A 22,265-nucleotide genomic window follows, 5' to 3' on the forward strand; every position below is an offset into this window, starting at 1 on the left:
TATGCTTTAATTTTCAAAAGTTTTCTCTATTTTTGCATTGACATATTCACAAAGACACATATTATTCCAATGAATTTATAAAATCTAACTCTACCCGACTTCCAAGATGGGTCAGAGTTTTTTATATTTTATACATTCTTCAATGATAAAGCCAAAGGTGGAAAAGTCTAATAAGTTTTAAAGTCAAATAATTGTAGGGTAACGCAAAATTGCCAATAATGAAGTCAATTCTAATTGTTGATGACAAGCCGGAAATAGCAAAGATCATTATGATCTATTTATCCAGCTCCTATCAAGTGGTGTATATGGAAAATCCAGTAAAAGCCATTTCATGGATGAACGAGGGGAATATTCCGGACGGTATAATTTCTGATTTGAATATGCCGGAGATGAGTGGTGAAGAATTCGTATGTTATTTGAAAGGAAATAATCTTTTCAATCACATCCCAATTTTAGTATTATCAAGCGAAGAAAGCAGTTCAACACGAATACGCCTACTGGAAGAAGGAGCTGAAGATTTTATAATAAAACCATTCAATCCCGAAGAGTTAAGAATCAGGATTAAAAGACTTGTAAAATAACAGATATGGAATATATCTTCTTTGGAAATCATTCTTCACTACCTGGCAGGTTGGAGAAAGCCTTAAGTCAACGCGTGGTGGAATGTCCGACGCTTACACAGTTTTGTCGGGCTATGGTTCATGTGAATCCTGTCAACTTTTGCATATTTTTAGAAAAGGACGACGTTAAGAAGGACTTGGATGCAATCCTAAAACTACGAAAGCTCTACTCTACCGCTTACATTATTTTATTTGCGAATTCCCTGGATAAAGAAGAAAAGATCGCATATATAAAAGTAGGTGTCAATTGTGTCATCACAGAAAGCATAACAAAAGAAGAGTTGCTTCGTTTACTCGCGATCGCTGAAGATTTCTTGAGCAAAAAAGCAATTTGCGACAAAAAAGACAAAGAGGTGGACAGATTATACTCTTTCCACCTCCCTCTTTGGAAACGGGCTTTTGATATCGCCGCATCCTTAGGAGCCATACTATGCTTATCTCCCATTTTTGCCATAACGGCTATTGCCATAGAATTGGAAAGCAAAGGTTCTATCGTCTATAAATCCAAACGAGTCGGAAGCAATTACAAAATATTCGATTTTTATAAATTCAGGTCCATGTATCCCGACGCGGATAAAAGATTGGCTGAATATAAGACACAAAATCAGTATCACGCAGAGGTAGAAGAGCTTAGCTCTTCTACCTCTGCAGTACTGCAGGTTCCATTAACAAATAATCGATCGGCAGGTTCCCTTTTATATTCCGATAACTTTAGCACGACAGAACATGATTATTTAAAAAACAAATCGACAGAACGTGCCAATACTTTTTTTAAAATGGAAAACGATCCGCGTGTTACCCGCGTAGGCCGTATTATCCGGAAATACAGTATTGACGAACTTCCGCAATTATTCAATATTCTAAAAGGTGATATGTCTGTTGTGGGAAATCGTCCATTACCTATTTATGAGGCTGAACAATTAACTTCCGATAATTATATTGAACGGTTCATGGCTCCTTCCGGATTAACCGGCCTTTGGCAGGTTGAAAAGCGAGGAAATGGAGGCAGCCTGTCTCCTGAAGAACGTAAGCAACTGGATATTAAATATGCCCGGACTTTTTCTTTCAGCCTGGATATGAAAATAATCATCCGGACTTTTACGGCTTTTATTCAGGAGGAAAATGTCTAAACCCTGCGGAGGAACATCATGAGAACAACACTTATATTATTATTGATATTCAGCTGTATGCATTGCATGGCGCAAAAACGCAAAAGTTATACGGACAATGCGACAGTTATAGAAATCGGAGCCAAGTCCGAATCTGACTCTATACAAGCTATGTTGGATGATTACGAACGCGTTCAACTACCTCCCCTTTCAGTGTTTCTTCAATCCGTCTATGAACATCCTTCTGTCAAAATATATGAAGCGAAACGGGATGAAGCAGATGCAGAAAGGAAAATCACCCAACGGGAATGGCTTAGCTACCTGAAATTACAAGGTACATATCAATACGGACGAAATAATCTCTATTCTACATCTTCCACAGATGGAGATCCTATAATCAGCAATATAGGCAATAACCAAAATTTATATAATGCAGGAGTATCCCTCAGTATCCCGATCGGTGACTTGGTGAGTAGAAAACAAAGAAACAAAGTAAAGAAAGCGCAATATGCTCAACTGCAATCCGAATATGAAATGTCGGTAGAAGAACGAAAATTGATGATTTTACAAGCATATAATAATGTACTCCAGCAATTGGCAACGCTAAAAGCCAAATCTGACGCCGCCGCGCTGTACAATGCCCAAATGAAAATATCCGAACAGGATTTCATTAACGGGAAAATAGATATTACTGCACTCTCCCTTGAAAGAGGACGCCGTTCAAGCGCAGTAATTACCTATCAAGAAGGGCGTGCAGCTTTGCATAACGCTGTCACATTGTTAGAAATGCTTACAAATGTAAAGATTATCAACAGAAGTAGTCAGGAAGAATAATGAATATAACGTTATATATAGTACGTTTTCTTTACCGGATTCGATATCAACTGATATTTGGCTCTGTTATTGTCACAGGGTTAGTTATTTATTTTTCCCGCTTTATTCCTAAAACATATACCGTAAAAGCTACAATTTATACAGGTATTGTCTCCGATACCGGATTAAATAGTGATCAACAACCGGCAAACTGGAAATCTGTAGAGAATATGTTTGACAACCTTGTTAAATTAACTCAAGAAAAAGGTATACAGAAAAATATCGCTATTAAATTACTTGCTATAAATCTTGTCCATGGAGACCTCGATCAAGATAATGTTTATATAAGGGCCAAGAACTACCAGAATCTAATAAAAATTATACCAGAAGACTTATTACAGTTGGTTGACAAAACCTCCGAAGAAAAAACGATCGATAATTTCATGAAATACATGAAAAATGATCCGGAAAATTTTTTATATGGATTACTTAATGGCAACGGACCGTTTTATAGTTATAACAAGCTATCGTCTCTTGTTGCAAAAAGGCTGGACAATAGCGACCTTATAGAAATTTCTTACCAGACCACAGATCCGGGTATCACATTAAATACAATCAAACTCATATATGATGAACTGCGCAGTGCTTATGAAGATATACGCTATAAAACCACCAATGATATCGTAGCCTATTACGAAAAAGAGCTCAATAGACAACAAGCAAAACTATCAAACTTAGAAGACAAATTAGTTAACTACAACGTAGCAAACAGCGTCATTAACTATCCGGAACAAACCAAGGCCATAGCTAACTCATATTCTGAATTTGAAAACCGCTATGAAGCGACCCGAAGAGCTTACGAAAGTGCAGATAGAGTCATTCAAGATATGGAACAATATATGAATATCCGGACAAAATTGGTAAAAGCTAATGATGATTTTATCCAAGCTTTGAATGAAATTTCTACCATCAATGGAAAAATAACAGAAATCGAGACATTCAGTTCGGAAGAAATGCAATCCAAAAATACCGAACTTCAAGAATACAAGCTACAATTAAAGAATGCTGAACAGAAAATAGCCTCTTTAACAACAATGATAAACAGCTACAAAGAAAGTAAAGAAGGTGTTGCAATCAACGGACTTGTTGATGAATGGCTAAGGCAAACGATTGTGAAAACAAAAGCAAAAGCGGAGTTGGATGTTTTAGATCAAAGAAGGAAAGTCTATGATGAACAATATAAAATTTATTCACCTATCGGGACGCAGATAGACAGGCAGCAACGTGAAATTAAAGTATTAGAACAATCCTATTTGCAGATGTTACATGCATTGAACATGGCTAAAATGAAACAAAAAGATATACAACTTACTTCTGCAACGTTAAGATTAATTTCCGAGCCGACATTTCCCATTCTCAGTGATAAAAGTAAACGTTCGTTACTTGTGATAGCGTCTTTTTTTGGCAGTATACTTTTTATTATCGGATTCAATCTGTTAATAGAATTACTGGATCGAACTCTACGGGATGCCGATCGCGCCAGACGGCTTACCGGACTTCCGGTTCTGGCAGCATTTACCGGACATATTAATCTGAGATATCGAGGATTCACAAAGGCATCAAACAGGGTTGTTGCCGCTTATTGTTGTAACCAATTAAATGTATTCCTGCAGTTTGGCAATACTTCAATCATTAATTTAATCAGTTTTGGAGAACAGGAGGGGAAAAGTTTTATTGCATCCTATTTGCAGGAATATTGGGAAGATTTGGGGTTCACAGTCAAAATCATATCTTATGACAAGGACTTTAATTCACAATCAATGGTATATGCTCAGGCAAATAGTATTTTCCATATTTATGAACCGCCATACGGAGAAGAAAATCCGGATATCCTGATAGTCAAATATCCTCCATTGAGAGATTATCCTATTTCCACTGCATTATTACAGGAAGCACAGGTCAATTTGTTAGTCGCAGATGCTTGCCGGGTATGGACAACAAGCGATACAATGCTTTTGGAGCATTTCAAGAAACAAATAAAAGATAAACCTCTTTATTTACTGTTGAATCGTACGGAACGAGAATTTGTAGAAGATTTTACCGGCCAACTTCCTCCTTATTCCGGATTGAAGAATCTAATATTCCGGCTAAATCAATTTGGTATCACAGCCAATAAAGCATAAAAATGGAAGGGATAAAAGGAAATACTAATTCTTTCAGCCCCTATCCATTATTGGCGATAGGGCTTATACTGTTAGCCTATGCGTTACTACGGCAAATATGGCTGATGGCAGCAGTAGTAGTGATTATCCCTTTTCTTACTTTTTATATTGTTACTGTGCTTAACAAACCCTATTGGGGACTTATAACCTTATTTACGCTAAACTATTTTTTTATCGGTATATTGCGTTATGTAAATGTTCAAAACAGTAGTGTACTGATGGATATTTTTATTATTTTTCTATTAGTCTGTATATTCCTTTACGCTTTATGCGGAGGGAAAATACCTTGGCAAAGAGCCAACAATAAACTGTTTTACATATCAATTGCATGGATGATCTATGTTTTTTTTGAATTGTTCAATCCATCCGCAGTTGTAGAAGCTTGGGTATTTACTCGCAGTTCTTTTTATAATTTCACGTTATTAGTACTATTAAGCTCTCTACTGTTAAATAGAGTACAGGATATCAAAAAAATATTATTTCTATTATCCATCTTTACCTTGATTGCGATCACTAAAGCACTTATTCAACGTTATATAGGATTTGATGCCGGTGAAAGTGCTTGGTTAATAAGAAGTGAAAGCTATAAAACACATCTTTTGCCAAGTGGCACCCGTTATTTTTCTATATTCTCTGATGCTGGAAATTTCGGTTCTAATATGGGAATGGCAGCTGTCATTTATATGATTTTATCTTTTTATATCTCAAATAAGAGGCTCCGGTATTATTACAGATTCGTGTCTTTACTTGCCGCTTATGGATTAATAATGTCTGGTACGCGTGGCGCTATGATTGTGCCTCTTGGAGGAGTAGCAATGTTTATTCTTCTCAATAAAAATACCCGCTATATTGTAGGCGGAGCAATCTGTCTACTTTTTATCTATGTTTTTTTCGCTCAAACACATATTTTGGATTCAAATAGGCAGATACATCGTATGCGCACAGCTTTTCATCCGGAAAAAGATGCATCCTACCTGGTTCGGAAAGCCAATCAGAAACGACTTGCCGAATATATGGTTCATAAACCGTTCGGAGAAGGAGTTGGTTTGGCAGGTATGGAAGGAAGGCGTTTTTCACGTCGTTTTACAACCGATATACCAACTGATTCGCACTATGTCAATATTTGGGTACAATTCGGAATCGTCGGATTATGCCTGCACATCGCCATTTTATTGTTTGTCATTGGATATAGTGCCTACCTGATCATGTTCCGTATACAGAACAGGGAATTAAAAGGTATGTTGATCGCGATGAATTGCGGTCTTTGGGGCATAATGCTCAGTGCATACGGCAATAATTTTTTCTGGCAATATCCGACAGGATATATCGTGTATATATTTCAGACTTTTCTTGTTTTAGGAAAATCGTATGATAAAGAATTAGCAGAACAAACAAAGTTAGAACCAATATAAATACATATAATATGGATTTTGAATATGAAATAAACAAATGGTGGGTCTCCAATGGAGATAAACTGATAGAATATGCTGATGCAATTATATTTCTTTTGTTTCTGATAGCGGTATTGTATATTTTCATTTTTTCACTGGCATCATTGAAAAAGACGAGAAACAAGTATCCTCCCGCCCGGAAGAAGCACCGCTTTGCCGTTCTCTTTCCAGCCTATCAGGAAGATGCGGTCATCGTTAATTCTGTCTGTTCATTCCTGGAACAGGATTATCCATCTTATATGTATGAGGTTATTGTGATAACCGATAAAATGCAAGAAAGAACAGTTCAAACACTTAAAGCATTGCCATCCATCACGGTATTGGAGGCTGGATACGCTCAAAGCACCAAGACGAATGCACTCCGTCTTGCAATGGATTACCTGAGCACAAAAACGGATAAATGCGATATGGTTGTAATCATGGATGCTGACAATATCGTAAACGCCTCTTTCCTAAATAAATTGAATGATGCATACTATTCCGGATGCCTTGCCATACAGACACACCGGGTTGCTAAAAACAGAAATACTAATACAGCAGTTCTGGATGCGGTCAGTGAAGAAATAAATAATTCTATTTTTCGTTCCGGACATACCCGTTTAGGGTTCTCTTCAGCATTGATCGGTTCCGGTATGGCGTTCGATTATGATTGGCTTAGACAATATATTTATAGAGCAGCACATGTTGGGGTAGACAAACAACTTGAAAGTATGTTGTTGTCACAAAATATATATATCGAATTTCTGGAAGACGTTTATACTTACGATGAAAAAATTGAAAAGAAAGGACAGTTTTACGAACAACGACGCAGATGGATCGCTACACAGTTCACAAATTTGTTTTCCGGCTTATGGAAGCTCCCTAAAGCTTTCTTCTCGGGTAATTGGGATTATTGTGATAAGCTTTTACAATGGATGATGCCTCCGCGAATAATCTTATTCGGTTTTCTGGTGATATTTTCAATCGTAACAACTTGGTACGATTGGTCTTTATCTCTTAAATGGTGGGGAATCACATTCATACTGATCGTTTCATTTTTCATGGCGATACCGGATTATCTGGTAGACAATCGTTTCCAGAAAGCCATCATCAGCCTGCCGCTTCTGTTCATTTTAATGTTCCTCAATCTTTTCCGCCTGAGAGGAGCAAACAAAAAATTTATTCATACAGTACACAGTGATCATTCATCCGATAAAAATTAATATAAAACCCGACAAAATGAAAATCGCAATAGAAGCACAACGCATTTTCCGTCCGAACAAGCACGGAATGGATTTCGTGGCCCTCGAAACGATCCGTGAGCTGCAGAAGATCGATAAGGAAAATGAATATTTCATTTTTGTAAGCCCGGGAACAGACCGTTGCCTGGAAGAAACGGACAATGTACATATCATCGAAGTGAAATGCCCGACCTATCCGCTTTGGGAACAATGGGCATTACCGCGTGCGATAAATAAATACAAACCGGATTTACTCCATTGCACAAGCAACACGGCTCCTTTGCATCTTCAAGTCCCTCTGATTTTGACTCTCCATGACATTATTTTCCTGGAAGATAGACAAGGCAGCAGTAAATCCCTCTATCAAAATATGGGATGGTACTACAGGCGTATCGTTGTGCCTCGCATCTTGCCTAAATGCCGAAAAATAATTACCGTATCTCATTTCGAATGCAACCGTATACGGGAAACGCTTCATTTGCCGGAAAACAAGATTATGGCTATCTATAATGGTTTTAGTAATCATTTTCATCCGTTGGACAACATAGAGACAGTCACACAAAAATACATACCGGTAACCGACTATTTATTTTTTTTAGGGAATACAGACCCTAAGAAAAATACGCCCCGTACATTGAAAGCATATCATTCGTATCTGCAACAATCCAAAGAGAAACGCCCCCTATTAATCGCAGACCTGAAACCGGAATATGTAGATGAGATGCTAAAAGAAACAGGTTTGGAGAATATCCGCCCTTACCTGCATCTACCGGGTTATATCCCCAACAACGATTTGCCTTTTATATACAATGGAGCTTTTGCTTTTCTTTATACATCTTTGCGAGAAAGCTTTGGCATCCCTTTGCTGGAAGCAATGGCTTGCGGCATTCCGGTAATAACGTCCGACACATCATCCATGCCGGAGGTCGGAGGAGAAGGCGCTATTCTGACGGACCCGACAGACGAGCGATCGATAGCAACCCAACTCCTTTTATTGGAACAGGATAAAGCGTACTATCAAAAACAATCGGCTTATGGGCTCGGACGCGCCAAATGTTTTTCATGGGAACAGACAGCCCGTGAACTGTTAAAACTATATCAATCAACCATCAAATCTAAATAACACCACCATGAAGAATCGCGACTTTATCATAACCAGCCTACAACCTTGGGATATCGAAATAGGCAGTACCATTAAAAATACGGCTTTAGAGATTTCAAAAAATAACCGGGTTTTATACATCAATACGCCAATGGATTATTCCACCCGACTACGAGGAAATAAAAATAAAGCTTGGACTCGCAGGATGGATGTAATAAAAAAGCAAGTCTCTCCTATCCGTCAGATTAATGAAAATATGTGGATTGCGGATTGTCCATTTTGCATATTGCCAGTCGGAGGATTACCGACCACTTTCCTATTCGATTGGGTGAATAAACTGAATAACCGGAAAATAGCAAACTACATTCTCCAAATAGCGATACAATTAGGTTTTAATAATTATATACATCTGATAGATACGGATATCTATCGCAGCCAAAATTTGAAGGAATATATAAAGCCATCTCTATCTATCTATTATTGTAGGGATTTCGTCATTGGCGAATCCTATTGGAAAAAGAACGGGACACGACTTGAACCGCTATTGGCAGCCAAATCAGATATTGTTCTAGCAAACTCTACGCATTTTGCCGAACGTTTCCGCCCCTATAATCGTCACACTTTTCCTATTGAAACCGGAGTCAATCTCTTTCTGTACGACGGTAGAAAAGACTGGCCGATACCGGAAGATATAAAACCTATACCTCACCCCATAATTGGTTATGTTGGAACAATCAACAGTACCCGTCTGGATAGCGATCTGCTTCTACGAATTGCAGAAGAACGACCAGCATACAGTTTTGTTTTTACGGGTCCGGAAGACGAAGTATTTAGTAAACATCCGATACACCAACTCTCCAATGTCTATTTTTTAGGGAAAAAACCAGTTGAAATTTTACCGGCATATATCAATAGTTATGATGTCTGTATCAATCCCCAAATGGTTAATGATATTACAAATGGAAACTACCCATTAAAAATAGATGAATATTTGGCTATGGGGAAACCTACTGTTGCAACCAGTACCCATACCATGCGGGATATTTTTGCAGCACACACATATCTTCCAACAAATGAAGACGAATATCTCCAAGCCTTGGACAAGGCATTGAAAGAGACGAATGATCCTATAAAGAAAGACGAACGTATCTGCTTCGCACAAACACATAGTTGGGGACATAGCGTCCAAAAAATATATAACATTATCGAACAGTTTCAAGAAGAGAAATCATGAACTATAGAAGTATATCCGACCTGAATCAGGTCATATTAAAACGTTTGTATATCATTCCCAGAGATATAGATCTGATTGTCGGTATTCCTCGTAGTGGAATGTTTCCGGCAAATCTTTTGGCTCTTTATCTGAACAAGCCCGTTACGGATCTCGGTTCATTTATTAATGGACATATCTACAAAGCCGGAGAAAGAGGGCAGTTTTTCAATGTCCGACAATACAAAAAGATATTAATTGTCGATGATAGCATTTCGTCCGGCTCGGCTATACAAAAATGTAAAGAGCAAATCAAGCATCTGGAAAATGATTTTGATATTCAATATTGTGTCGTTTATGTTATTCCTGGTAAAGAGAATATGGTAGATTACGCTTTGGATATTGTTCCTCTTCCCCGTTATTTTCAATGGAATATTTTAAATCACACCGTATTGGAAAAAACTTGTATGGATATTGATGGTGTTTTATGTGTGGATCCTTTACCTGAACAAAATGACGATGGGGAACAATATAAAGATTTTGTACTTCATGCACAGCCCCTGTTCATTCCAGGAGCCCCAATTGGAACATTGGTGACTTCCCGCCTGGAAAAATATAGGAAGGAAACAGAAATATGGTTAAAAGCCAACAAGGTTAAATACAACAAATTGGTTATGTTGGATCTGCCAAACAAAGAAGCCAGGCAAAAAGCGAACTGTCATGCTTCACATAAAGCAAGCGAATATAAACTTAACCAATATAAATTATTTATAGAAAGCTCTTTACAACAAGCCCTCGAAATAAATAGAATTACAGGGAAGCCTGTTTTATGCACTGAAAACTTCGAGATGATATTCAACTCACAGTCTACGTTGTACAATATAAAAAACGGACAGTCTTTGCCCTTCATCCGGAAAGGGTTATTAAAACTTAGAGATTTGATAAAAAAATAATCCAATAGAGGCTTCTTATGATAAAACAAAAATTCTGCCACATAGAGACTTTACGTGGAATTGCTATTTTACTTGTTGTGTTGGGACATGTTATTGGCTCTACATCGGAAGGAGGAATGAAAGTTACCAACGATTCCTTCTTCAGGTATCTATACGATCTTTTTGTCAATATTCGAATGCCTCTCTTCACAGTTATCTCAGGTTGGGTATATGCTTTACATCCTGTAAAATCAGATAATATATCTATTTTTCTAAAGAAAAAGGTCAGACGTCTACTATTCCCTATGATATTTGTCGGTTCCTTATATTTCCTGCTCCAATATCTCATTCCCGGAACAAACAACAAAATGGCATTATCCAATATATGGGAAATATACATATTTCCTTATAGTATATACTGGTATTTACCTGCCCTTTTCCTTGTTTTTATCGGTATAGCTTTCTGTGACATAAAAAAGTATCTGAATACCATATTCGGCTGGTGTATTTTTATGATTGTAGCCTACCTATTATGTTATTCTGAATTAACAGGTATAATTCCAAGATCCGTTCCTAATTATTTTGCATTTAAAAATGCGCTCTACTTATCGCCTTTCTTCCTTACCGGTGTAGGTATTGTCAGGTTTAGAGAAAAACTATCAAGTCCAGTAATGCTCAAAATATATTTAGCAGGTCTCATTATAGGAATAGGTTTGCAACAAATGAATTTCTTCTATCCACACCTAACAACATTTTATACCAAATTTCATTTATCAATCATAATAGGTATTCTTTCTTCCTCATTTTTGGTCAATTTAAAACTAAACAATCGTTTTTTTATCTGGTTAGCCCAATATGCATATACAATCTATCTATATCATGGCTTTGGTACATCCGGAGGTCGTATTATCCTTTCACGCATAGGCATACAAAACGAATTCCTTATATTTATTTTTGCAGGATGTATTGCTACTTTCTGTCCTATTTTGGTCGAAAAAGTGTGTAAGAAGTGGAAAATTTCAAGTATGCTCTTTTTAGGGACTGTGCCACACAAATAAATAGAAAAGATTTTCTACTTCCTGACAAAAAGTAAGCGAAACCGTATCAAAGCATAAGTAATTCCATAAATTAACCGCTGGAATCCCCTTGTCCTATTGAAATAGGGAGTGAGCTTGAGAAGGGAGGAATCGGCATCTCCTAAATAGATGTAATCGGCATAGATTCTATCAGGTAATAGTGAATGAAGTATTTGTTCCCGTTCCTTTTCATACAATTTCCGGTTCACGCTACTGATTCCTGTCTGGTCGTACCGAGCAACGATTACATCAAGATGCACATAGCTACATTGGCGGAAAATCAGGCATTCTATAAAAAATTTCCAATCAGAGGCGATCCGATAAGTTTCGTCATACAAATGATCTTCAAACAGTGTCCGCTTCAAAAAAGATGCCTGATGGTTCGGATGTGTTTTGTACAAAGTCAACATCGTGATAGGAGTTGGATAGGCAATCCCTTGCGGATGGCGGTCACTGGCATATTTTCCAAACAAAATATCTTCGGCCGGATCGGAAGCGAATATATTTTCCAAAACCGTCGAATCTTCAAAAAGGTCGCCCGAATTCATAAAATTATAATAAATACCTGTAGCTTGACGAATGCCTTTGTTCATTGCGGGATAAATACCTCCGTCTGGTTCCGACACCCAATAGGTAATCCGGTCGGCAAATCCTTCGATCACCTCTCGGCTTCCGTCGGTTGATCCACCATCAATTACAATTGATTCATAATCGGTAAAAGTTTGAACAAAAAGACTTTCGAGCGTTCTTTTCAAACCTTCTGCATTATTGTAGTTAATTGTGATAACTGATACTTTTTTCATTATCTGTAGAATTTATTTTTTAATGTCCGTACAAGCTGGAAAAACCTACCTAAAAAATCTTTCATTCCTGTAGCACCAAACAGTAATAAGAAGAAATAGCAGAAAGTAAAAGGAACGACCGTTAAACAAGCATATCCGATCAAATTTCCAAAATTTCTCTCTGGCTCGAAAGGAACCCACCGGCTTAACAGGGTAAAGAGAAAAAAACAAACTGCAAACAAAAAATAATAACGGATCGTTTGTTTCCAATAGACTTTAACAGGAAGCTTAAAGCCGGTTGAAAACAAATAATAAGGTTTCCAAAAAACAATAATCGGCAAGATGCTGGCTATTTTACCGATTAATACTCCTGCTATACCCAAATAATAAGCTGCAGTGATAGTGACCGCCAGATTTACAAAACCTTCCACCCAAGCGGTCCAGACATCGGCATATAAACCATGTGCATGATTAAAAGTATCTACCACTCCCCGTGTTTGCATGATAAAAACAGTGATCATCAAAAGGGTAAGTACACTCCGACCAAGTAAATATTCCGATCCCAGCCAAAGAGTAATGAAGGGTGCTAACAGATGATAAAGACCAAAAACGACTACCCCTGCTATGAAATAACGAATAGCTGTAAGTTCCCAAAATACCTTCATAATCTTCCGCTGCTCTCCTTCGGCAACCAATTGTCCAACACCAGCACTGACGTTGTCAAAAGCGGTGGAGATGATTTGATTTATTTTTGTGATAATGAGGGTATAGTTTCCGTAATATGCAACCATTTTCAGAGAAACAAAAGCGAAGATCATGATTTCGTCACTTCTATTCAGTAAGAAGTCTTTGATTTTATGAATAAATATTTGCTTGGTATATGTAAATAATTCGGGATTTTTCTTCAGCAGTTGTTTACCATTAGAAAGATTATTCTTTAACCAAGGATATTCTTTGTCTATTTTCCAGTTCAGGATCAAACAACTGATTATACTAAACAAGAACTCGATACTGATCCAGACAAAAAGATTTTTAAAATACCAGGCCAAAAAGATTTGTACCAGTGTTTTGACTATACCGATCGTTTGGAAATAAGCAGTGACAATATAGTTCTTTTGATCAGCAGTTAACAATACCTGGCGGTAGTTGATAAAGTAGCCGATCAGTGACGAACCAAGATAGCAATAAAAGACAAAGTAAATAATACCGAACTCCATCGGTGTCTGTTTGAAAATCAATGGGAAAAACAGACTGACCACAATCCCTCCCGTCCCAATCATCCAGCCAATTCTGCGGTATACATATCCGAACATAGAAATAAGTTCCGAAATCCGGCCACGATCGGCAATTTGCAACGGTTTGTAAAGAAAGAAACTAATAGCAGAACCTATTCCGAATTCTGCCAAGTTGAGAAAACCAAGAATATTAGTCAACGTCCCGGTTAATCCAATAAATTCTACCCCAAGATTATCCAAAAATATTTTCCTAGAAATAAAGGATAAAGCCAGTGTGACCAAATAAAAGATCAGACCAATCTGGGCGTTCAATAAACTTTTGTAGGAACGGGATTCATTCATAATTTCATCTCATGGAATAGAATAGTTAATTAGAGAACTATTTTAGGGCTTAAAAAAACAGATCGTATACCCAAGAAGAAGACCGTTATCATCAGTAAATCATACAAATAAAACATACGATGCAATAACAGGTATTTTCCAAGCAGATCTATTTTATATACCGGGCGATAATAGAAACGTATGATTTCCAGACGTGTATCTACCAGCTGTCTCAAGTGTTTTAGCCTTGCCTTTCTGAGAATAGAGTTTCCAGGTAGGTAATCAGTCTTCAAAGCTCTACGGAAGCAAATCATCAAAGAACAATAGACTGCCTCCATTTCCTCAGACGATAAATCATATTTATGCTTTATCTGCTCTGCCAATGATATATATTGCAAGAAACAGATGTATTCCGATTCAAAAGGATTCACCCGGATAGATAATGAAGTACTGTATTTAATATAAATATAATGAGCACATTTACCATATACGATATAGTCGCAATGCAATAAATACTCCAGCATAAAGAGTAAATCTTCGCAACATGCTACTTCTGTATTAAAAGTAATATCATGCTTGTCGATCAAATCTTTCCGGTACAATTTAGAGCATATATACCCTAATCTGCATATATCATCCTGAATAAAGGCTTCGGCAAATTGTTTTTCATACAAGATTTTATCTTGCAATTTGGTTTCCGAAATTACCCGGCCATCAGGAGAACATTCGGCAAAGCCATGTATAATTAATCCCGACTTACTATTATCTGGTAATAAGGCATCATATAAATCTTTCAAATAATCAGTTTTTATCCAATCGTCCGAATCCACAAAACAAACATACAGGCCGGTAGCTTCAACTAATCCCTTATTACGGGCAGCGCTGACACCGGTATTTTGTTGATGAAAAACACGGATTCGTTTGTCTTTACCACCCCACTCTTCACAAATAAGACCTGAATCATCGGGACTCCCATCATCTATTAATAACAATTCGAAATCCGGAAAAGACTGTTCTAAAATGCTACTTATACATTTAGACAGAGTCTCTTCCGCTTTATATACAGGTACGATAACTGAAATCTTACACCTCTGTGTCCCGTTTATTCCCGACCGCTCCATTGCCTTAGTTTTATAGATACTATTAATAATTTATACGACACATATACAAATGCTTTAAAATATACAAAGCCCAGTTTTTTAGGAAGTAGCTTATGAATATTACAAAAACAAAGTTTAACGCCAGGATTAAAAACGAGTAATGCTTTTACGGGAGAAATATAAGTTAGCGTACGGAATGAATCATATGCAGCATATTGAAAATCTTTATCTCTTGAAAAATAGAGGATCCTATCAAAATATTTGGCTTTTAAAGACTCAAACAAGATATAAACATGGGGATTCTTTTTTAATTCCGGATACAAATTTATGTAATCATATAAATATCCAACTATTTTCACCCTGCATTCCAGCGTGCGCATTGAGGGCTTACCCATTATGGAATCTGCCTGAATCGTATAATAATAAGTCGTCTGATTCACACAATAAGCCTTCCGGGCTTTGCAAGCCAACATAAAAGACCATAGATCATCTTCATGTATAATCCCTTCTTGAAAAAAGAGGGTACTATCGTTTACAAATGACTTCCTTACCAACTTATTCCAAGCCATAACATACCATTTATCTTTAGAATAAGCGGACAATATATCCTCGTTATTAGCTAATAAACATGAATCCAGCAACAAAGGAGGTGTCCAGCGAGGAGAACCTGTTATTTCATAATTACCGATTACAAAGTCAACATTATGGCGGATCGCTGCATCCGCTAACAACTCGATACTATTTACGGGTAAATAGTCGTCACTGTCCAGGAAGTAAAGATAATCGCCCTTAGCCTGCCGGATACCAGTATTCCGGGCAGCCGAAAGGCCTCTGTTTTTCTCATGTTTCAGAATTGTAACCATATTACTTCGGGAAGAAGTCTCTAATACACTCCGGGCAATATCCATCGAATCATCAGGAGTACAGTCATCGACCAGGATAATCTCAAGATCTTTCCAAGTCTGATCAAGTGCAGACTTTAAACAACGCTCAATATACTTGGAGACATTATAAACAGGTATGATGATAGAAACTTTCATCTTTATTACTCAAATAAGATTAGACAAATTGATTGCCCTGTTTGATAAACTTCTCCCACCAGACGGACAAAGCCAGTAAATTGAAATATTGTATAGCCCTATTCTGTTTGTACCAGAACCAATTACCCGTTTCATGCGATTCTTTATCGTACTCCACTATAAACTTCTCCACATAGTCTCTATTCAGAAAATCGGAAACAACGGAAGAGCTAAGGATATAGTCGGCAATCCGCGCACGCTGTTTATTATCCCGGAAAAAGATTGGCATGGGGGCAAATCCTCCCTGTTTTTTCTTTGTGGTGATCGCTTCCGGAAGCATGGGTTTATAATGATATTTCAATAGATATTTAGCAGTAGTTTCCCCTTTGGCTATTCGGAAAACATTATCACCCTTACACTTATAGCAAACCGGCAATTGCATCAGGAACGTATATAAATCCAGATCCATGTAAGGAAAAACAAGGCGATTGCCGAACATATCTGCAATTTTAGAAGCCTTAAACAGGATAACCTGATTAATAATCTTTTCCATATCACACTTATAAGTATGCTGGGTGTATAAATGCTCAAAACTGCGCATATCGGGGTGAAGTAACGAAGAAGAATGAAGAAAAGAATGGTCTTTCAGCAACTTCTCCAACTGGAACACAGGAAAGCCAAACAAATCCCCATCTAAAATATGCAATATCTTATCCAAATGAAAACGTATTCGATAAGGGGTTGCATCTCTATCAAAAGCAGGCCGGCTCAGTATTTTATATAAAAGATTCACGACAGGCTTCATCCCAAAACGGGATATCAGATAATGCAAAGCGACCTCACGTCCGGAGGTTCCGAAATATTGATCACTGCCATCACCACCCAATATCACATCCGGTTTATCCTGCCCTATCAAGCGCATAACGGCATAATTCACCATTAATCCGCCTTCCACAAAAGGGTCTCCCAACTGTTCGACCAAATCAGGAAGAGCTTCTATCTCACTCCCGTCTATTTCATATTCGGAATGAATCGTACGGAATGTTTCGGACATACATCGCGCCAAAGGCAGTTCCGTCCAGTTGTCTCCTTTAAACCCGATCGAGTAAGAACGGATATCGCCATTATAGAGTGAACGTAATGCAGCCAGGTTACACCCGGAATCATATCCTCCACTCAATAGAATGCCGACATTCGTACTTTCACCGATTCGCTTTCTTATTGCTCCGGCATGTAAAGCGGCATATTCTTCGGCATAAGCATCCAATGTCTTTTCCCGAGATAAAACCGGAATTACGGCATCCGTTGGGAACAAAGTGTTGGATTCTAAATGCCCGTCTCTGTATGTTAAGACTTCGCCTGCGCCTAATTTCCGCACATTTGAAAAGGCTGAAAAAGGGGTTACGATATAACCGATTAATAAGAAAGAACTCAATGCCTGATAATTGGGTGTCGCCTCGAATCCTGTTGTCGATTTCAAAAGAGAGAGAGAAGAGGCAAAATACCTATCCGTATAATATACCTGATCAGCCAAACCATGCCGGTCACGAACGATCAATACCGAATCAGGAGTTTTCACTATACAGGTAAAAGCCCCATCCAAACAGGCAAGCCCCTGGATTCCTTTCCGGTCATATATGCAGAAAAACGTTTCCGCATCATCTGACGAGCCATATCCTAATTCCTTTTTATTATATAGCTCCCCGAAAAACCAGATACATGTTTTATTCCGTTGACAACACTGGCAATTTCCTTTATAAGCAAAACCCTCTTCCGGCTCAACCTGCGGCATTTCCGGGAGTTCACCCGCTCTATTCCAAGATCCGACAAACATATCCATATCCTTTCTTTATTATTTTACCCCATGTTCCGTATGGATAAACTTCTTGTTAGCCCCCTTTAAGCGGAAAAGGTTCAGGAACATGCTAAAAAATGTCTCCGGCAATTCTATAATAGCCAAAAATAGATGCCTTGTATACAAGCTTCTAGGAACAGCCAAGAGTAAAGAAACTATCAGTAAGCATAATAAGACCCACCACTTCAAAGACATCGGCCAGGAGATACATGTAATAACCAAGGCTATGATAAACGTTTCTCCCAACAGGAGCAACCGAGGAATACTCATTTGCTGGAACAGCTTATCACAAAAATCCCAATTCCTATTCATCAAGGCACCCGGCATGTCACCTATAAACTCCCTTAGGTAATGAAACTGTGCCGACAGCCAACGCCTGCGTTGACGGGCAAAGTCCCGACGATTTTGTACCTTTTCATCCAGTACATAAGCATCCGGCAAATAATCGATACGTTTACCGGCTTTAAACAAAGTAAGCTCCAAAGCACGATCGAAACCACCAATTGCCTGAATATTGGACAACACCTTTTTTATCAACTCAAAATCGAAAGCCATGCCAGAGCCGATCAAAGCCGCTGACAGCCCCATATTCACATGCCCCTGGCGGAAAATGCTGTTATTGATTTCTTCGCTTACCGCATCCAGATAGGCCAGGCTCGTGTTCTTATTCTTGGCCGTCCGGTGCGTCTGGTAACCGACTATATTTCCGGCAAAGGGAACAACATTGATTTGGTTAAGATAATCGGGACCGATTGTATTATCGGCATCCAGGATCAGGGCAATATCATAACCCGTTAAATGACCCAGTGCCAAATTCAGAGCTTTCGCCTTCGTACTGTTTTCAAAACGGACCATTTCAAGGATCACAGGCAAGGCTGCCAACCTCTCGTTCGTTTCAGGCCCCATCTGGTCAGAAATCACAACGACATCGTAGTGGTCGCACGGATAATTCTGCTGCAAACAGGATTCCACACATTCCATAATCACCCGGTCCTCTTTATAAGCAGGAATCAATATGGCAATGCGACGGAAAGATGCAGACTCTCCCCCCTCTGACTTCCGCTTTTTATACAAAGAAGCCAGGCTGAAAATAAGCAAATAAAGTATGTTGAAGGAGAAACACACAAACAGCATAATCTCCAATACCTTTAGCAATATCATATTCTTTACTTTACAGACTTTGAAAATACTGAATAGTCCTTTTCAACCCTTCCTCAAGCGGCACGGATGGAATCCAGCCGTCGAGTTTCTCCTGGGCAAGCGTGATGTCCGGTTTACGTTGTTTAGGATCGTCGGAAGGCAACGGACAGAAAACGATCTCAGAGTGGGAATCGGTAAGGCGGATGATTTGTTCGGCCAACTCTATCATCGTAAACTCATTCGGATTACCGAGGTTGACTGGCCCCGTGAAACTATCCTCGGTCGCCATCATACGGGTCATGCCTTCCACCAGATCGTCCACATACTGGAAACTACGGGTTTGATGGCCACTGCCATAAACCGTAATATCTTCGTTCTTAAGAGCCTGGACAATAAAATTAGAGACGACACGGCCATCGTTGACCGTCATATTCGGGCCATATGTATTAAAAATACGGATGATCTTAATCTTCAACTCCTTCTGTCGGTGATAATCCATGAAAAGCGTTTCGGAAGCCCTTTTCCCCTCGTCATAGCAACTGCGGAGGCCAATCGTATTCACATTTCCCCAATAGTATTCCGGCTGCGGATGAACAAACGGGTCGCCATACACTTCGCTCGTAGAAGCTTGGAGGATACGGGCATTATGCACCTCGGCCAGTTCCAACATATTGATTGCACCTAAAATAGAAGTTTTAATCGTCTTTATCGGATCATACTGGTAATGAATCGGTGAGGCCGGACACGCCAAGTTATAGATTTCATCGATAACCGATGTTGTCTTATACGGAACGGTCACATCATGCTCGACCAACTGGAAATGATGATTTTCAAGTAGTTCATGGACTAAACTTTCAGAACCTGTAAAATAGTTATCCAGGCAAATCACCCGGTTTCCTTCCCTTAACAATCGTTTACACAAATGAGATCCTATAAATCCAGCTCCCCCAGTCACCAATATCGATTTCATATTTTACCCTTAGAATTTGTTTATTTATATTCAAATACTTAACAATGGGCAAATGTAATAATTTATTTCTTGATAAATCCAGAAATATATTGATTATTATAGCATATTTAAAATATCAGTCACAGCATTTATAGCGAAGGAAAGAAAAAATAATTACATTTGCGCAGTTAGAATAATTTAATTTATGAAAACAGTATGGAACAAATATACCCTCTTTTTGGCTTTCTACTCTGGTTTGGCTTGTTCATCGTCTTTTATACATATATAGGATATGGCATTCTACTATACGCATTGGTTCGCATAAAGGAATTATTCAAGAAAAGAGTAGCGCTCGTCCTGCCCGAACCGTTGCCTGACGTTACGCTTTTCATTGCTGCATACAATGAAGAAGACATTATCAGCAAAAAGATGGAGAACTGCCGTGCCCTCTCCTATCCTGCCGGCAAACTGCATATCGTCTGGGTAACGGACGGATCGAACGACCATACAAATGAGAGACTGGCGGAATATAAAGACGTTACGGTTTTGTTTAATCCCGAACGGAAGGGCAAAACTGCTGCCCTGAACCGGGGGATGCAATACGTCACAACCCCTTATGTCGTTTTTACGGATGCCAACACGATGCTGAATAGGGATGCCATAAAAGAGATCGTCCGTTGTTTTTCGGACCCTGAAGTCGGTTGCGTGGCAGGCGAAAAGAGGGTCGATACCCAATCTGCACAGGGAGCAACTGCCGGGGAAGGGATCTACTGGAAATACGAGTCGGCGCTGAAAAACTTAGACGACCGTCTTTATTCGGCCGTCGGCGCGGCAGGCGAACTGTTCGCCATACAAACACGTCTGTTCGAGCAGATGCCGCCGGACACCCTGCTCGACGACTTTATCCTCTCCCTCCGCATTGCGTCCCAGGGATATAAGATAGCCTATTGCAAAACTGCCTATGCCACTGAAACCGCTTCTTTGAATATGAAAGAAGAGGAAAAACGGAAGATACGGATAGCAGCCGGTGGTCTGCAATCGGTCTGGCGGCTGAGGAGCCTGTTCAATATTTTCCGCTATGGCACGCTTAGTTTCCAATATGTCAGTCACCGGGTGCTGCGTTGGACGCTTACCCCGTTGATGCTGTTCCTGCTGCTGCCCGTGAATCTTGTCCTGGCTTTGTCCGGCAGTCCATTTTATATAGGATTGTTGTTCCTGCAACTCGTGTTTTATATAGCCGCCTACGCCGGTTACCGGATGGAGCGACGTAACCTGAGGAATAAACTGCTGTTCGTCCCTTACTATTTCATCTTTATGAATATAAATGTAATACGGGGATTCTTTTATCTGAATAAGAACAAAGGAAACGGAGCTTGGAGCAAGGCTAAAAGAGGTCCGTCTACTCTTTAATTAAAAACAGAACTAAAGGCACTTATTATCTGGAAGTAGCAACACGATTTACATCAGGACGAAGTGAATCTCAACGGAGGTAACGAATGGCACGAAGTGTATGCCATCGGTATTAAGGACGGCTCCGGAAAAGTAACCCACATCCACTTCCGAAGGCTCCATAACCATAGGATACGAGGTGGACGAAAAGGAAATCTGTTTTTATGTGACCGACACAGGAAAAGGAATCGATAAAGAAAACCTCTCACACGTCTTCGAACGCTTCGCCAAATTCGACGCGTTTGTACAAGAGACTCCCTTGCCGGTTCATTTTGCAGAAACTATTTCTTTTCTATTTTTTTCGTCCGGTCCGGCATAAAATCTGATTCAGGATTGTTATTTATATATAGAAGTCTTACAAATAAATATTTAATATCATGACAGAATTAGACAACATAGGTACAAATGCAGGAAAAGTATGGCATGCTTTGAAAGACATAAAAGAGATCACGACGGTCGAGCTTAGCCGGAAACTCGAACTTAGCTTCGAAGATACCGCAGCAGCCGTCGGCTGGTTGGCAAGAGAGAACAACATCATTATCAAGAGGAAAGACAATTTATTAGTACTTAGCAGCATCCTGCTGTTAACAAATACTTCCTTACAGGATCAGCTATAAAAAGAAAAGGCCCGGTGAAGTTATCACCAGGCCATAATTTATT

Annotated in this window: 20 protein-coding genes; 13 read left to right on the forward strand and 7 right to left on the reverse strand. The window is 38.9% G+C overall.

Features of this window, described 5'->3' with window-relative positions; translation table 11 throughout:
- The first annotated feature begins 215 nt into the window (after positions 1 to 215).
- Genes ACPYIV_RS06290 through ACPYIV_RS06335 form a run of 10 tightly spaced genes read left to right on the forward strand, consistent with a single transcriptional unit; the run spans position 216 to position 11,737 of the window.
- Positions 216 to 581 (forward strand): response regulator transcription factor, encoded by a 366-nt coding sequence (locus tag ACPYIV_RS06290; RefSeq protein WP_036608461.1) that lies wholly within the window; start codon positions 216 to 218, stop codon positions 579 to 581.
- Positions 582 to 586: 5 nt separating this feature from the next.
- Positions 587 to 1,750, forward strand: a complete 1,164-nt coding sequence (locus tag ACPYIV_RS06295; protein ID WP_425886163.1) for a sugar transferase — start codon at positions 587 to 589, stop codon at positions 1,748 to 1,750.
- A gap of 18 nt (positions 1,751 to 1,768) precedes the next feature.
- Complete coding sequence (locus tag ACPYIV_RS06300; protein WP_293733377.1) at positions 1,769 to 2,563, forward strand: TolC family protein; 795 nt, start codon at positions 1,769 to 1,771, stop codon at positions 2,561 to 2,563.
- The gene (locus tag ACPYIV_RS06305; protein ID WP_293740083.1) at positions 2,563 to 4,725 is read left to right on the forward strand and encodes a GumC family protein; all 2,163 of its coding nucleotides are present in this window, start codon (positions 2,563 to 2,565) and stop codon (positions 4,723 to 4,725) included. Before ACPYIV_RS06300 ends, ACPYIV_RS06305 begins: the two co-directional genes overlap by 1 nt.
- 2 nt (positions 4,726 to 4,727) lie before the next feature.
- Positions 4,728 to 6,176 (forward strand): O-antigen ligase family protein, encoded by a 1,449-nt coding sequence (locus ACPYIV_RS06310; RefSeq protein WP_293740082.1) that lies wholly within the window; start codon positions 4,728 to 4,730, stop codon positions 6,174 to 6,176.
- 11 nt (positions 6,177 to 6,187) lie between these two features.
- On the forward strand, positions 6,188 to 7,417 hold the full coding sequence (locus tag ACPYIV_RS06315) for a glycosyltransferase (RefSeq protein ID WP_293740081.1): 1,230 nt from the start codon (positions 6,188 to 6,190) through the stop codon (positions 7,415 to 7,417).
- A gap of 16 nt (positions 7,418 to 7,433) precedes the next feature.
- Complete coding sequence (locus tag ACPYIV_RS06320; protein WP_293733373.1) at positions 7,434 to 8,558, forward strand: glycosyltransferase family 4 protein; 1,125 nt, start codon at positions 7,434 to 7,436, stop codon at positions 8,556 to 8,558.
- A gap of 7 nt (positions 8,559 to 8,565) precedes the next feature.
- A complete protein-coding gene (locus ACPYIV_RS06325; RefSeq protein ID WP_425886164.1) occupies positions 8,566 to 9,771 on the forward strand; it encodes a glycosyltransferase in 1,206 nt (401 codons plus the stop codon).
- Positions 9,768 to 10,700 (forward strand): phosphoribosyltransferase family protein, encoded by a 933-nt coding sequence (locus tag ACPYIV_RS06330; RefSeq protein ID WP_301706307.1) that lies wholly within the window; start codon positions 9,768 to 9,770, stop codon positions 10,698 to 10,700. Before ACPYIV_RS06325 ends, ACPYIV_RS06330 begins: the two co-directional genes overlap by 4 nt.
- Positions 10,701 to 10,717: 17 nt before the next feature.
- Positions 10,718 to 11,737, forward strand: a complete 1,020-nt coding sequence (locus ACPYIV_RS06335) for an acyltransferase family protein (RefSeq protein ID WP_425886165.1) — start codon at positions 10,718 to 10,720, stop codon at positions 11,735 to 11,737.
- Between the two features lie 14 nt (positions 11,738 to 11,751).
- On the opposite strand, the gene ACPYIV_RS06340 is transcribed toward ACPYIV_RS06335, so the two are convergent.
- Genes ACPYIV_RS06340 through ACPYIV_RS06370 form a run of 7 tightly spaced genes read right to left on the reverse strand, consistent with a single transcriptional unit; the run spans position 11,752 to position 20,177 of the window.
- Positions 11,752 to 12,558, reverse strand: a complete 807-nt coding sequence (locus ACPYIV_RS06340; protein WP_425886166.1) for a glycosyltransferase family 2 protein — start codon at positions 12,556 to 12,558, stop codon at positions 11,752 to 11,754.
- Positions 12,558 to 14,114, reverse strand: a complete 1,557-nt coding sequence (locus tag ACPYIV_RS06345; RefSeq protein WP_425886167.1) for a lipopolysaccharide biosynthesis protein — start codon at positions 14,112 to 14,114, stop codon at positions 12,558 to 12,560. The genes ACPYIV_RS06340 and ACPYIV_RS06345 overlap by 1 nt, the downstream gene beginning before the upstream one ends.
- Before the next feature lie 29 nt (positions 14,115 to 14,143).
- Positions 14,144 to 15,214, reverse strand: a complete 1,071-nt coding sequence (locus tag ACPYIV_RS06350) for a glycosyltransferase family 2 protein (protein WP_301705273.1) — start codon at positions 15,212 to 15,214, stop codon at positions 14,144 to 14,146.
- Positions 15,196 to 16,233 carry a glycosyltransferase family 2 protein gene (locus tag ACPYIV_RS06355; RefSeq protein ID WP_425886168.1) on the reverse strand — a complete coding sequence of 346 codons (1,038 nt, stop codon included), beginning with the start codon at positions 16,231 to 16,233 and terminating at the stop codon, positions 15,196 to 15,198. The genes ACPYIV_RS06350 and ACPYIV_RS06355 overlap by 19 nt, the downstream gene beginning before the upstream one ends.
- A 19-nt stretch (positions 16,234 to 16,252) precedes the next feature.
- Entirely contained in the window at positions 16,253 to 18,052 is a 1,800-nt protein-coding gene (locus ACPYIV_RS06360; RefSeq protein ID WP_425886169.1) for an asparagine synthetase B family protein, read from the reverse strand.
- Positions 18,053 to 18,064: 12 nt separating this feature from the next.
- The gene (locus tag ACPYIV_RS06365) at positions 18,065 to 19,228 is read right to left on the reverse strand and encodes a glycosyltransferase family 2 protein (RefSeq protein ID WP_293740071.1); all 1,164 of its coding nucleotides are present in this window, start codon (positions 19,226 to 19,228) and stop codon (positions 18,065 to 18,067) included.
- Positions 19,229 to 19,238: 10 nt separating this feature from the next.
- Complete coding sequence (locus ACPYIV_RS06370; protein WP_293733363.1) at positions 19,239 to 20,177, reverse strand: UDP-glucuronic acid decarboxylase family protein; 939 nt, start codon at positions 20,175 to 20,177, stop codon at positions 19,239 to 19,241.
- A gap of 195 nt (positions 20,178 to 20,372) precedes the next feature.
- Here ACPYIV_RS06370 and ACPYIV_RS06375 point away from each other — a divergent pair, with 195 nt between their 5' ends.
- The 3 genes from ACPYIV_RS06375 (at position 20,373) to ACPYIV_RS06385 (ending at position 22,222) form a co-directional block, all read left to right on the forward strand.
- Positions 20,373 to 21,566, forward strand: a complete 1,194-nt coding sequence (locus ACPYIV_RS06375; RefSeq protein WP_301705277.1) for a glycosyltransferase family 2 protein — start codon at positions 20,373 to 20,375, stop codon at positions 21,564 to 21,566.
- A gap of 205 nt (positions 21,567 to 21,771) precedes the next feature.
- Positions 21,772 to 21,924: a hypothetical protein gene (locus ACPYIV_RS06380; protein WP_425886502.1), complete on the forward strand. Its 153-nt coding sequence runs from the start codon at positions 21,772 to 21,774 to the stop codon at positions 21,922 to 21,924.
- A gap of 58 nt (positions 21,925 to 21,982) precedes the next feature.
- Positions 21,983 to 22,222, forward strand: a complete 240-nt coding sequence (locus ACPYIV_RS06385) for a winged helix-turn-helix domain-containing protein (protein ID WP_293733361.1) — start codon at positions 21,983 to 21,985, stop codon at positions 22,220 to 22,222.
- Positions 22,223 to 22,265 lie beyond the last annotated feature (43 nt).

The sequence above is a fragment of the Parabacteroides vesiculifaciens genome (assembly GCF_049860805.1).
Lineage (GTDB): Bacteria > Bacteroidota > Bacteroidia > Bacteroidales > Tannerellaceae > Parabacteroides.

Coding starts and splice junctions, on each gene's coding strand:
- ACPYIV_RS06315 (WP_293740081.1), top strand. CDS start 6,188: ATGGATTTTGAATATGAAATAAACAAATGGTGGGTCTCCAATGGAGAT.
- ACPYIV_RS06365 (WP_293740071.1), bottom strand. CDS start 19,228: ATGATATTGCTAAAGGTATTGGAGATTATGCTGTTTGTGTGTTTCTCC.
- ACPYIV_RS06310 (WP_293740082.1), top strand. CDS start 4,728: ATGGAAGGGATAAAAGGAAATACTAATTCTTTCAGCCCCTATCCATTA.
- ACPYIV_RS06375 (WP_301705277.1), top strand. CDS start 20,373: ATGGAACAAATATACCCTCTTTTTGGCTTTCTACTCTGGTTTGGCTTG.
- ACPYIV_RS06320 (WP_293733373.1), top strand. CDS start 7,434: ATGAAAATCGCAATAGAAGCACAACGCATTTTCCGTCCGAACAAGCAC.
- ACPYIV_RS06350 (WP_301705273.1), bottom strand. CDS start 15,214: ATGGAGCGGTCGGGAATAAACGGGACACAGAGGTGTAAGATTTCAGTT.
- ACPYIV_RS06305 (WP_293740083.1), top strand. CDS start 2,563: ATGAATATAACGTTATATATAGTACGTTTTCTTTACCGGATTCGATAT.
- ACPYIV_RS06345 (WP_425886167.1), bottom strand. CDS start 14,114: ATGAATGAATCCCGTTCCTACAAAAGTTTATTGAACGCCCAGATTGGT.
- ACPYIV_RS06340 (WP_425886166.1), bottom strand. CDS start 12,558: ATGAAAAAAGTATCAGTTATCACAATTAACTACAATAATGCAGAAGGT.
- ACPYIV_RS06335 (WP_425886165.1), top strand. CDS start 10,718: ATGATAAAACAAAAATTCTGCCACATAGAGACTTTACGTGGAATTGCT.
- ACPYIV_RS06370 (WP_293733363.1), bottom strand. CDS start 20,177: ATGAAATCGATATTGGTGACTGGGGGAGCTGGATTTATAGGATCTCAT.
- ACPYIV_RS06355 (WP_425886168.1), bottom strand. CDS start 16,233: ATGAAAGTTTCTATCATCATACCTGTTTATAATGTCTCCAAGTATATT.
- ACPYIV_RS06300 (WP_293733377.1), top strand. CDS start 1,769: ATGAGAACAACACTTATATTATTATTGATATTCAGCTGTATGCATTGC.
- ACPYIV_RS06325 (WP_425886164.1), top strand. CDS start 8,566: ATGAAGAATCGCGACTTTATCATAACCAGCCTACAACCTTGGGATATC.
- ACPYIV_RS06360 (WP_425886169.1), bottom strand. CDS start 18,052: ATGGATATGTTTGTCGGATCTTGGAATAGAGCGGGTGAACTCCCGGAA.
- ACPYIV_RS06330 (WP_301706307.1), top strand. CDS start 9,768: ATGAACTATAGAAGTATATCCGACCTGAATCAGGTCATATTAAAACGT.
- ACPYIV_RS06385 (WP_293733361.1), top strand. CDS start 21,983: ATGACAGAATTAGACAACATAGGTACAAATGCAGGAAAAGTATGGCAT.
- ACPYIV_RS06295 (WP_425886163.1), top strand. CDS start 587: ATGGAATATATCTTCTTTGGAAATCATTCTTCACTACCTGGCAGGTTG.